This window comes from Streptomyces sp. NBC_01190 (assembly GCF_045039895.1).
In the GTDB taxonomy this organism is placed as follows: Bacteria; Actinomycetota; Actinomycetes; order Streptomycetales; family Streptomycetaceae; genus Actinacidiphila.
Genome location: NZ_CP108580.1, coordinates 7,668,202 through 7,679,731, shown reverse-complemented (window position 1 = coordinate 7,679,731; position 11,530 = coordinate 7,668,202). Strand labels below are relative to the sequence as shown.

Sequence of the window (11,530 nt, the reverse complement as noted above, 5' to 3'; positions counted from 1 at the left end):
CGCTTCAGGGCAGGTGTCGCCGCGCTGCCGGCCAGTCGAGGCGGAACACCCCGCTGAGCGGAACCATAGCCGCACCGGCCGCTTCACCGGGCCGCCGGCCCGCGCGGGGCGGGCCGGCGGCGGTGCCCGGCGGCCGGCGGTGATGCCCGGCTCAGAAGTCGAACTGGGCGATGTTGGTCCGGTCGAAGACGGTGGGCTTGCCGAGCACCACCACGCTGTCCGTGCCGATGGTGAAGCTGCCCAGGTCACCGGCGGTGAAGGTCTGGCCGGGGGCGCCGCTGATCTGTCCTGAGGAGAGGGCGACCGCGGTGTAGCCGGCGAGGGCGCCGAGCTTGGCCGGGTCCCACAGTTCGAAGGACTTCACCGTGCCGTTGTTGACGTAGGCGCGCATGTCGTTGGGCGTGCCGAGGCCGGTGAGATGGACCGTGCCCTTGTACTTGGAACCGCTCAGATACTGGGCGGCGGCCTTGATGCCGACCGTGGTCGGGGAGATGATCCCCTTCAGGTCCGGGTACTGCTGGAGCAGGCCCTGCGTCTGCTGGAAGGACGTCTGGGCGTCGTCGTTGCCGTAGGCGACCTTGACCAGCTTGATGTTCTTGTAGGCGGGCTTCTTCAGCTCGTCCTTCATGAAGCCGATCCAGGTGTTCTGGTTGGTGGCGGTCTGGGCCGCCGAGAGGATCGCTATCCGGCCCTTGTTCCCGATCTGCTGGGCCAGCAACCGCACCTCGGTCCGGCCGAGGTCCTCCGAACTCGCCTGGGAGACGAACACGTCGCGGCAGTTCGTGTTGGTGTCGGAGTCGTACGTGACGACCTTGACGCCGTTCTTGCGGGCCTGGTTCAGCGCGGTGCACAGTGCGCCCGGGTCCTGGGCGGACACCGCGATCGCGTTCACCCGCTGCTGGGTGAGGGTGTTGACGTAGGAGACCTGGCCCGAGGTGTCCGTGCCGCTGCTGGTGCCGACCTCCTTGTACTTCTCCCCGAGCGCCTCGACGGCCTTCTTGCCGCCGTTGTCGGCGATGGTGAAGTACGGGTTGTTCACCTGCTTGGGCAGGTAGGCGATGGTCAGGCCCTTCTTGGCCGCCGCGCCCGGATCGACCGAGGCGGTCGAGACGGCCGAGGGCGCGGAGCTGCCGGAGCTGGAGTTCTTGGTGGTCCCGCCACAGGCGGCGGCGCCCACCGCGACGATGCTGACGGCGGCGACCGCGGCCGCGATGCGGCGGACGGGGGCGGTTCTGGGTGACATACGGGTTCCTTTCGCTGCCGCGGCACGGCAGATGACCGGGGGGCCGAAGCGGATCCGGCCGCGCCGGAGCCGAACGGGAGAGCCGGGAAGAGCGACGAGAAAGCGAGAAGTGAACCGGAGGGTGAGCCGGGGATGAGCCGGGGGTGACTCGGGAGGTGCGGGCGGATCAGCCGGCGGCGAGCGCCGCCGGCGCAGGTGCGGGGACCGCCTTGTGCCGGGCCCTGGACCGGCCGATCCGGCGGGCGGCCCGCGGCGCCAGGACGGAGATCACCAGCAGCACACCGGTGACCACGGTCTGGGACTGGGCGGAGACGTTGACCAGGCTCATCACGTTCTGGAGCGCGCCGAGCAGGAAGACCCCGGCGATGGCGCCGCCGAGGGTGCCTTTGCCACCGTCGAAGTCAATGCCGCCGAGCAGCACACCGGCGATGACGGACAGTTCGAGCCCGGTGGCGTTGTCGTAGCGGGCGCTGGCGTAGTGCAGCGCCCAGAAGACGCCGGTCAGCGCGGAGATCGTGCCGGTGGCGACGAACATCGACAGCTTGAGCCGCTTGACCCGCAGACCGGCGAAGCGGGCTGCCTCCTGGGAGGCGCCGACGGCGAAGAGCGACCGGCCGACGGGCGTGGCGTGCAGCACGGTCACCGCGATGAGCAGCAGCGCCGCCCAGGGCACGGCGGCCTGCGGGACGAAGCTGCCGCCGATCCGTCCGGTGCTGAAGTCCAGGTACCGCTGCGGGAAGTCGGTGACCGAGTCGGAGCCGAGCACGATCTGGGCGATGCCCCGGTAGGCGGCGAGGGTGCCGATGGTGACCGCGAGCGAGGGCAGTCCGAGCCGCGTCACCAGCAGGCCGTTGACCAGGCCGCAGACGACGCCGAGCAGGACGCACAGCGGGATGATCGTCTCGATGGCCATCCCGGCGTTCCAGAGCTTGCCCATGACGGCGCCGGACAGGCCCACCGTGGAGCCCACCGACAGGTCGATCTCGCCGGAGATCACCAGCATCGTCATGGGCAGGGCGATCAGCGCGATCGGCAGGGTGTTGCCGATCAGGAACGACAGGTTCAGCGCGTTGCCGAAGTTGTCCACGCAGGCGAACGAGCAGACCAGCAGGACGACGAGGAGAACGCCGACCACGGTGTCCCAGCGCAGCGCGTCACGGCTCCGGGTGGCCCACGTGGCCCTGGCTGTCCGCGGATCGGCCGTCCCGGCCGGGCGCGGGGCGGTCCTGGCGGGGTCAGGCATGGTGGGCACTCCTTGTCTGTGCGGCCCTCGTGCGCGGCAGGCTCGCGATCCGCAGCGCGACCACCCGGTCCACCGCGATGGCCAGCAGCAGCAGGACGCCGTCGATGGCCTGGACCCACACGGAGCTGACCCCGATCGAGGGCAGCACGCTGTTGATCGAGGTCAGCAGCAGGGCGCCGAGCGCGGCGCCGTAGAGGCTGCCGGAGCCGCCGGTGAAGGCGACCCCGCCGACCACCACGGCGCTGACCACGGTGAGTTCGTAGCCGGTGCCGGTGCCGGAGTCGGCATTGCCGAAGCGGGCGAGATAGAGGGCGCCGGCCAGTCCCGCCAGGGCGCCGCACAGGATGTAGGCGGTGAGGACGCGCTTGCGGACCGGAACACCGGCCAGCCGGGCGGCGTGCGGGCTCGAACCGAGGGCGTACAGGTCGCGTCCGCTGCGGTAGCCGCGCAGATAGGAGGCGGCGGCCACGAGGACGGCGGCGGTGAGCAGCGCGAGGTAGGGGACGGCGCCGAGACCGTTGTGGCCGAGGTCGGTGAAGCCCGACGGGAGATCGGCCGCGGTGATCTGCCGGGAGCCGACCCAGATGGAGTCCACGCCGCGGATGATGTACAGGGTGCCGAGGGTGACGACGAGGGCGGGCACCTGTCCGAGGCTGACCAGCAGGCCGTTGACGATGCCGAGGCCGGCGCCGAGGGCGACCGCGAGCAGCACCGCGATCGCCGGGTCGCCGCCGCCGTGCAGGAAGTCGCCGGCCGCGAAGGCGGTGACGCCGAGTGTCGAGCCGACCGACAGGTCGACGTTGCGGGTGATCACCACGGTGGCCTGGCCGATCGCGACGAGGACCAGGATCGTCGCGTTGAGCAGCAGGTCCTTGATGCCCTGCTGGGAGAGGAAGGCGCTGTTGTCGAGCTGGGTGGCGCCCAGCATGACGACGAGCACGACGGCGATGGCCAGTTCGCGGACTTTCAGCACCCGGTCGATGAGGTGCCGGGAGCCGGCGCCGTCCGGGGGCGCCGCGGCCGGCGCGGGGTTGGCGGTCATCGTCATGCCGCGGTCCTTCCGCGGCCGGTGGCCGCGGCCATCACCGATTCCTCGGTGGCGTCCGCGCGGGGTATCTCGGCGGTCAGCCTGCCTTCGCGCATGACCAGGACGCGGTCGGCCATCCCGAGGATCTCGGGCAGGTCGGAGGAGATCATCAGCACCGCCAGGCCGTCCGCGGCGAGCTGTGAGAGCAGCCGGTGCACCTCGGCCTTGGTGCCGACGTCGATGCCGCGGGTGGGCTCGTCGACGATCAGCACCCGGGGGCCGGTGGCCAGCCACTTGGCGAGCACCACCTTCTGCTGGTTCCCGCCGGACAGGGTGCCGACGGCGTCGGCGAGCCGGGCGTACTTCACCTGGAGCCGTACCGCCCAGTCGACGGCCCGGTCCCGCTCGGCGCCGCGGATCATCAGGCCGGCCCTGCTGGTGGTGCGCAGTCCGGTCAGGTTGATGTTGCGGGCGACGGACATCTCCATCACCAGGCCCTGTTCGCGCCGGTCCTCCGGGACGAGGGCGAGTCCGGCGGCCATCGCCAGGCTCGGCGCGCCGGACTTGAGCGGCCGGCCGGCGACCTCCACCTGGCCGGCGTCCCAGCGGTCGACGCCGAAGACGGCGCGGGCGACCTCGCTGCGTCCGGCGCCGACGAGGCCGGCCAGGCCGACGATCTCGCCGCGCCGCACCTCGAAGGAGATGTCGGTGAAGACTCCCTCCCGGGTCAGCCGCCGTACGGAGAGGGCGACGTCGCCGAGGCGCGTGTCCTGCTTGGGGTACAGCTCGTCGAGGTCGCGGCCGACCATCCGGCGGACCAGGTCGTCCTCGGTGAGCCCGTCGACCGGCTCGCTGGCGATCCGGGTGCCGTCCCGCAGGGTGGTGACCCGCTGGCAGAGGGCGAAGACCTCCTCCAGCCGGTGCGAGATGAACAGGACGGCCGCGCCGCCTTCGCGCAGCGCCCCGACCACGCCGAAGAGCCGGGCCACCTCGTTGCCGGTGAGGGCCGCGGTGGGTTCGTCCATGATGAGGACCCGGGCGTCGAAGGAGAGCGCCTTGGCGATCTCGACCAGTTGCTGGTCGGCGATGGACAGTCCGCGGGCGGGCCGGTCGGGGTCGAGGTCGACGCCGAGCCGCTGGAAGAGTCCGGCGGTGGCGCGCCGGACCGCCTTGTGGTCCACCCGGCCGAGCGAGCGGCGCGGCTGGCGGCCGACGAAGATGTTCTCGGCGACCGAGAGGTCGGGGAAGAGGGCCGGCTCCTGGTAGATGACGGCCACGCCGGCGTCGCGGGCGTCGGCCGGGCCATGAAAGACCACAGGGGCGCCGTCGAGCCGTACCGTGCCCGAGTCCGGCCGGTGGACTCCGGCGAGTGCCTTGATCAAGGTCGACTTTCCGGCGCCGTTCTCACCCGCGAGGGCATGGGCCTCTCCGGCGTACAACTCCAGCGACACATCGCGGAGGGCGCGTACGGCTCCGAAGGATTTGCTCACCCCCTCCAGCGCGAGGACCGGAGTCCGTTCCGGTGCGGGGTCGGTCATGGTGTCTCCTCGGTCTCCCGGTCGATGACACGAGTGAAATGTTTCAATGGAGTTGCCGGGACGTTAGCCCCGCCCGGTGGGGTCGTCAAGGGTGCCCGGACCGGTCAATCGCTGACCAGACGTTCAGAACCTCCGCGCCGGACGCCGGACGTCGGCCTCGATCAGCCGTTATCGATCAATGACACGATTCAATAACGCCGCCATCGGGCCGGGACCGGCCGGCCCGGCCGGCACTAGCATCAGCGCTGCCCGAGCCGCCCGAACCCCCCTCGCCCCCACATCGCCCGGCCACCCCCGACACCCCCCGTTCTCGCACCGGCCAACACCCGTCGCACCGCTCGCGGTTCATTGACAGTGACCGGCCGCCGCGGTTACGGTGACCAATTAAATGAAACGATTCATAGAGGTTGCCATGACAGACTTGTCAGCCGTGAAGGCGGCGCTGAAGTCCCAGCGGATCGAGACGCCTTCATGGGCGTACGGCAACTCCGGGACCCGTTTCAAGGTGTTCCGGCAGGAGGGTGTCCCCCGCGATCCGTACGAGAAGCTGGACGACGCGGCCCAGGTCCACGCGGCGACCGGCGCGGCCCCTGTGGTGGCCCTGCACATCCCGTGGGACAAGGTCGACGACTACGCGGCACTCGCGGCGTACGCCAAGGAGCGCGGGCTGACGCTGGGCGCGATCAACTCCAACGTCTTCCAGGACGACGACTACAAGCTCGGCTCGGTGACCCACCCGGACGCCGCCGTGCGCCGCAAGGCGCTCGGCCACCTGCTCGGATGCGTCGACATCATGGACGCGACCGGCTCCCACGACCTGAAGCTGTGGTTCGCCGACGGCACCAACTACCCCGGCCAGGACGACATCACCGCCCGCCAGGACCGGCTGGCCGAGGCGCTGGCCGCGGTGTACGAACGGCTGGGACCCGATCAGCGGATGCTGCTGGAGTACAAGCTCTTCGAGCCGGCCTTCTACACCACCGACGTGCCGGACTGGGGCACCAGTTACGCGCACTGCCTCAAACTCGGCCCCAAGGCACGGGTGGTGGTGGACACCGGCCACCACGCGCCGGGCACCAACATCGAGTTCATCGTCGCCTTCCTGCTCCGGGAGCGGAAACTCGGCGGCTTCGACTTCAACTCGCGCTTCTACGCCGACGACGACCTGATGGTGGGCGCCGCCGACCCGTTCCAGTTGTTCCGGATCATGCACGAGGTGGTCAAGAACGGCGGTCTGGCGGCCGGGGCGGGGGTGGCGTTCATGCTCGACCAGTGTCACAACATCGAGGCCAGGATCCCGGCGATCATCCGCTCGGTGATGAACGTCCAGGAGGCCACCGCCAAGGCGCTGCTGGTCGACATGGACACGCTGACCGCCGCCCAGCGGTCCGGAGACGTCCTGGACGCGAACGCCGCGCTGATGGACGCCTACAACACCGACGTACGTCCGCTGCTCGCCGAGGTCCGCGCGGAGCGGGGGCTCCACCCGGACCCGATGGCCGCCTACCGGGCGACGGGGTGGCAGCAGCGGATCGAGACCGGGCGGGTCGGCGGCACCCAGGCGGGCTGGGGCGCCTGACTTCCGGGCGTCCGCACGCCCCGAGAACCCCGGCAGCCCGAGAAACCACGGCACCCCGGCACCCCGGCACCGGAAAGGACATCCGCATGGCATCCGCGACCCATCCCGACGTCAGCGCACTGCTCGAACGCTCGAACCGGCTCGGTTCCGACCCGCGCAACACCAACTACGCCGGCGGCAACACCTCGGCCAAGGGCACCGCGCCCGACCCGGTCACCGGCGCCGAGACCGAGCTGATGTGGGTCAAGGGTTCCGGCGGTGATCTCGGCACGCTCACCGAGCCGGGTCTCGCCGTGCTGCGGCTGGACCGGCTGCGGGCGCTCGCCGAGGTCTACCCGGGTGTCGAGCGCGAGGACGAGATGGTGGCCGCCTTCGACTTCTGTCGGCACGGCGGGGGCGGCGCGGCGCCGTCCATCGACACCGCGATGCACGGCCTGGTCGACGCCGCGCACGTCGACCACCTGCACCCCGACTCCGGCATCGCGCTCGCCTGCGCCGCCGACGGCGAGAAGCTCACCGCGGAGTGCTTCGGCGACACCGTGGTGTGGGTGCCCTGGCGCCGCCCCGGCTTCCAACTCGGCCTGGACATCGCCGCCGTCAAGCGGGAGAACCCGCGAGCCGTCGGCTGTGTGCTCGGCGGCCACGGCATCACCGCCTGGGGCGCGACCAGTGACGAGGCCGAAGGCAACTCGCTGCGCATCATCCGCGCCGCCGAGGCCTTTCTCGCCGAGCGCGGCAAGCCTGAGCCCTTCGGACCCGAACTCGCCGGCTACCAGCCGCTGCCCGAGGCCGACCGCCGGGCCAGGGCCGCCGCGCTCGCACCGCTGATCCGCGGCCTGGCGTCCACCGACCGCCCGCAGGTCGGCCACTTCACCGACTCCGCCGAGGTGCTCGACTTCCTCGCCCGCGCCGAACACCCCCGGCTGGCGGCGCTGGGCACCTCGTGCCCCGACCACTTCCTGCGCACGAAGGTCCGCCCGCTGGTGCTCGACCTGCCGGCCGGCGCACCGCCGGCGGAGGCAGCGGCCCGGCTGCGGGTGCTGCACGAGGAGTACCGCGCCGAGTACGCCGCCTACTACGAGCGCCACGCCTCGGCCGACTCCCCCGCCATGCGCGGCGCCGACCCGGCGATCGTGCTCATCCCCGGTGTGGGCATGTTCAGTTACGGCAAGGACAAGCAGACCGCCCGGGTGGCGGGCGAGTTCTACGTGAACGCGATCCATGTGATGCGCGGCGCGGAAGCGGTCTCCAGTTACCGGCCGATCGAGGAGTCGGAGAAGTTCCGCATCGAGTACTGGGAGTTGGAGGAGGCCAAGCTCCGGCGGCTGCCGGAGCCGAAGCCGCTCGCCGGCCGGATCGCGCTGGTCACCGGCGCCGGCTCGGGCATCGGCAAGGCCATCGCGCACCGGCTCGCCGCCGAGGGCGCCTGTGTGGTCGTCGCCGACCTGAACGCGGCGAACGCGGTAGCGGTGGCACGGGAGTTGGGCGGCCCGGACAAGGCGGTGGCGGTGCCGGTCGACGTCACCTCGGAGCAGCAGATCGCCGCGAGCTTCGCCGAAGCGCTGCTCGCCTTCGGCGGCGTGGACCTGGTGGTCAACAACGCGGGCATCTCCATCTCCAAGCCGCTGCTCGAGACCACCGCCGGGGACTGGGACCTCCAGCACGCCATCATGGCCCGCGGCTCCTTCCTGGTCTCCCGCGAGGCCGCGCGGGTGATGATCGAACAGCGGCTCGGCGGGGACATCGTCTACATCGCCTCCAAGAACGCGGTGTTCGCCGGCCCCGACAACATCGCCTACTCGGCCGCCAAGGCCGACCAGGCCCACCAGGTGCGGCTGCTCGCGGCCGAACTGGGCGGCCACGGCATCCGGGTCAACGGCGTCAACCCCGACGGCGTGGTCCGCGGCTCCGGCATCTTCGCCGGCGGCTGGGGCGCGCAGCGCGCCGCCGTCTACGGCGTCGAGGAGGCGAAGTTGGGCGAGTTCTACGCCCAACGCACGCTGCTCAAGCGGGAGGTGCTGCCCGAGCACGTGGCGAGCGCGGTCTTCGCCCTCACCGGCGGCGACCTCAACCACACCACCGGGCTGCACATTCCGGTCGACGCGGGGGTGGCCGCCGCCTTCCTACGCTGAGCGCGGGGCGCGCCCGCGCGCGTCCGCCCCTCACCCGCACCCACCCGTCGCACGTCACCTGTCATCTGTCGTCTGCCAGTCATCTGTCAGTCACCTGTCGCCGCCAAGGACATCACCGTGACCACCACCGCCGCGCCCGCCGCCGCCACCACCGCTTTCGCCGCCGCCGACCTCGGGGCGACCAGCGGCCGGGTGGTGCTCGGCGTGGTGGGCCGGGACCGGCTGGAGCTGACCGAGCGGCGCCGCTTCCCCAATACGCCGGTCCGGCTGCCGAGCGGTCTGCACTGGAACCTGCCGGGGCTGTTCCAGGAGGTGCTCGACGGGTTGCGGGCGGCGGCCCGGAGCGGACCGGTGGCGTCGGTGGGCATCGACACCTGGGCGGTGGACTACGGGCTGCTGGACGCGGACGGCGCCCTGCTCGGCCTTCCGTTCCACTACCGGGACAGCCGTACGGCCAAGGTGGCGGAAGAGGTGCGCGACCGGCTGGGCGCGCGCGAACTCTACGCGGCCACCGGGCTCCAGCACCTTCCGTTCAACACCGTCTTCCAGCTCGCCGCCGCGCGGCGGAGCGTGCAACTGGGTGCCGCACGCACCTTGTTGCTGGTGCCCGATCTGCTGGCGCACTGGCTGTCCGGGGGGATCGGCGCTGAGCTCACCAACGCCTCGACCACCGGACTGCTCGACGCCAGGACCGGGACCTGGTCGTCCGCCATCGCCGGCGCCATCGGGCTCGATCCCGGGCTGCTGCCGCCGCCGCGGCAGCCGGGGGCGGTGATCGGCGGCCTGCTGCCGCACGTCGCGGCCCACACCGGCCTGCCGGCGAGCACCCCGGTGGTGGCGGTCGCCTCCCACGACACGGCCTCGGCCGTCATCGCGGTGCCGGCCGCCGAGGCGGGTTCCGCGTACATCTCCTGCGGTACGTGGTCGCTGGCCGGCCTGGAGCTCGACGCGCCGGTGCTGACCGAGGAGTCCCGGGCGGCGAACTTCACCAATGAGCGCGGTATCGACGGAACCGTCCGCTATCTGCGGAACATCATGGGCCTGTGGCTGCTGGAGGAGTGCCGGCGTGTCTGGGCGGCGCGCGGGGTGCCGACCGAACGGGACACGCTGCTCGGCGAGGCGGCGCGCGCCGAGCCGTTCGCCGCGCTGATCGACCCCGACGCCCCGGAGTTCCTCGCCCCCGCCGACATGCCGGCCGCCATCACCGGGTACCTGGTGCGGACCGGGCAGCGGCCGCCGGCCGGACCGGGCGCGCTGGTGCGCTGCGTTCTGGAGAGCCTGGCGCTCGCCCACCGCCGGGTGCTGCGGCGGGCCGCCGAACTCGCCGGGCGGGACATCACCCGGGTGCACCTGGTCGGCGGCGGCAGCCGCAATGAGCTGCTGTGCCAACTCACCGCGGACGCGACCGGGTTGCCGGTGGTCGCCGGGCCCGCCGAGGCCACCGCGCTCGGCAACGTCCTGGTCCAGGCGCGCGCCCACGGGCTGGTCGGCGACCTGCCGGAGATGCGGCGTCTGGTCGCCGCCACCCAGCCGTTGCGCCGCTACGCGCCGGGCGGCGACCCACGGGCCTGGGACGCGGCCGCCACCCGGCTCGACCCCCGCTGACGGCTCCCGCCGCGGACCGGCCGGGCCGTCGCCACCCCGCAGAACCGGCCGGGCGTCGGCGTGGACGTCCCGATGGACCGGCCCCCAGTCCCCCGTCCTCGGATCGGACCGAGGCCCGTTCGGCGATCCGCGGATACATGCAGGCGCCCGCTAACGGGCACGGCCCGAACCGGGCGATCACCGCGCACCACTGGGTGACAGCCGCCGCGCGACCGCGCGCATCCGCCCGCTGAACTGGCCCGAATCTCGTTCCCGGGCCGGGCAGAACCGGGCCCTTTGTGATCTGTTACGGACCCTGGACCGGCGCGGGAGCGGCGGTATAAATCTTCTGCGAGCGATAACCGGGCAGGCCGTTGCCCGAATCGGCGGACGAGCGGGAGAGCGAGGTGGCGGTCATGCGGGCCCAGGAACGCCAGCACCGCATCCTCGCGCTCGCCCGCCACCAGGGTCAGGTCGAGGTCACCACGATGGCCACCGACCTCGCGGTGGCGCCGGAGACCATCAGGCGCGACCTCGGCGCGCTGGAGCGCCGGGGACTGGTCCGCCGCACCTACGGCGGGGCGTATCCCGTCGAAGGCGCCGGCTTCGAAACGGACCTGGCCCAGCGGGTCACCCTGCACGTACCGGACAAGCGCCGGATCGCCGCCGAGGCGGTCAAACTGCTCGGTGAGGCCGAGACGATCTTCGTCGACGAGGGCTACACCCCACAGATCCTCGCCGCGCTGCTGCCGGGCGACCGGGCGCTGACCGTGGTCACCGCCTCGCTGTCGACGGCGGCGGCGATCGCGGACTCCCCCAACACCACCGTGTTGCTGCTCGGCGGCCGGGTCAGGGCCCGGACGCTGGCCACCGTCGGCTCCTGGGCCTGCGCGATGCTGTCCGGCTTCGTCATCGACCTGGCGTTCCTCGGCTCCAACGGCATCTCCCGCGAACTGGGCCTGACCACACCCGATCCGGTCGTCGCCGATGTCAAGGCGAAGGCGGTGGCGGTAGCGCGCCGACGGGTGTTCATGGGCCACCACAGCAAGTTCGGGGCGAGCAGCTTCTGTCGCTTCGCCGACGTCGCCGACTTCGAGGCGATCGTCACCGACACCGGTCTGTCCAGCGCCGAGGCACACCGCTACGCCCTGCTCGGCCCCCGCGTCTTCAGGGTCTGACCCAAG

At 72.0% G+C, this 11,530-nt stretch carries 8 protein-coding genes; 4 read left to right on the top strand and 4 right to left on the bottom strand.

Annotated elements, in window-relative coordinates; all coding sequences use genetic code 11:
- Nucleotides 1-151: 151 nt before the first annotated feature.
- The 4 genes from rhaS to OG519_RS32165 form a co-directional block, all read right to left on the bottom strand.
- A complete protein-coding gene (gene rhaS, locus OG519_RS32180) occupies nucleotides 152-1,243 on the bottom strand; it encodes a rhamnose ABC transporter substrate-binding protein (RefSeq protein ID WP_405591512.1) in 1,092 nt (363 codons plus the stop codon).
- Nucleotides 1,244-1,409: 166 nt separating this feature from the next.
- Nucleotides 1,410-2,486, bottom strand: coding sequence for an ABC transporter permease (locus OG519_RS32175; protein WP_405591509.1), 1,077 nt, complete (start codon nucleotides 2,484-2,486; stop codon nucleotides 1,410-1,412).
- Entirely contained in the window at nucleotides 2,479-3,534 is a 1,056-nt protein-coding gene (locus tag OG519_RS32170) for an ABC transporter permease (protein WP_405591506.1), read from the bottom strand. The genes OG519_RS32175 and OG519_RS32170 overlap by 8 nt, the downstream gene beginning before the upstream one ends.
- Complete coding sequence (locus OG519_RS32165; protein ID WP_405591504.1) at nucleotides 3,531-5,051, bottom strand: sugar ABC transporter ATP-binding protein; 1,521 nt, start codon at nucleotides 5,049-5,051, stop codon at nucleotides 3,531-3,533. Before OG519_RS32165 ends, OG519_RS32170 begins: the two co-directional genes overlap by 4 nt.
- Nucleotides 5,052-5,463: 412 nt before the next feature.
- Here OG519_RS32165 and rhaI point away from each other — a divergent pair, with 412 nt between their 5' ends.
- The 4 genes from rhaI to OG519_RS32145 all read left to right on the top strand — a co-directional run bounded on the left by rhaI (nucleotide 5,464) and on the right by OG519_RS32145 (nucleotide 11,524).
- The gene (gene rhaI, locus OG519_RS32160; RefSeq protein ID WP_405591501.1) at nucleotides 5,464-6,630 is read left to right on the top strand and encodes an L-rhamnose isomerase; all 1,167 of its coding nucleotides are present in this window, start codon (nucleotides 5,464-5,466) and stop codon (nucleotides 6,628-6,630) included.
- Between the two features lie 86 nt (nucleotides 6,631-6,716).
- Nucleotides 6,717-8,762, top strand: a complete 2,046-nt coding sequence (locus OG519_RS32155) for a bifunctional aldolase/short-chain dehydrogenase (RefSeq protein WP_405591499.1) — start codon at nucleotides 6,717-6,719, stop codon at nucleotides 8,760-8,762.
- A 117-nt stretch (nucleotides 8,763-8,879) separates the two neighbouring features.
- Entirely contained in the window at nucleotides 8,880-10,367 is a 1,488-nt protein-coding gene (locus OG519_RS32150) for a rhamnulokinase family protein (RefSeq protein WP_405591497.1), read from the top strand.
- Between the two features lie 395 nt (nucleotides 10,368-10,762).
- A complete protein-coding gene (locus tag OG519_RS32145) occupies nucleotides 10,763-11,524 on the top strand; it encodes a DeoR/GlpR family DNA-binding transcription regulator (protein ID WP_405593151.1) in 762 nt (253 codons plus the stop codon).
- The last annotated feature ends 6 nt before the right edge of the window (nucleotides 11,525-11,530 follow it).

Bases quoted from the DNA above. Each gene is read 5' to 3' on its own strand.
- rhaS (WP_405591512.1), bottom strand. From the start codon at position 1,243: ATGTCACCCAGAACCGCCCCCGTCCGCCGCATCGCGGCCGCGGTCGCC.
- OG519_RS32175 (WP_405591509.1), bottom strand. From the start codon at position 2,486: ATGCCTGACCCCGCCAGGACCGCCCCGCGCCCGGCCGGGACGGCCGAT.
- OG519_RS32170 (WP_405591506.1), bottom strand. From the start codon at position 3,534: ATGACGATGACCGCCAACCCCGCGCCGGCCGCGGCGCCCCCGGACGGC.
- OG519_RS32165 (WP_405591504.1), bottom strand. From the start codon at position 5,051: ATGACCGACCCCGCACCGGAACGGACTCCGGTCCTCGCGCTGGAGGGG.
- rhaI (WP_405591501.1), top strand. From the start codon at position 5,464: ATGACAGACTTGTCAGCCGTGAAGGCGGCGCTGAAGTCCCAGCGGATC.
- OG519_RS32155 (WP_405591499.1), top strand. From the start codon at position 6,717: ATGGCATCCGCGACCCATCCCGACGTCAGCGCACTGCTCGAACGCTCG.
- OG519_RS32145 (WP_405593151.1), top strand. From the start codon at position 10,763: ATGCGGGCCCAGGAACGCCAGCACCGCATCCTCGCGCTCGCCCGCCAC.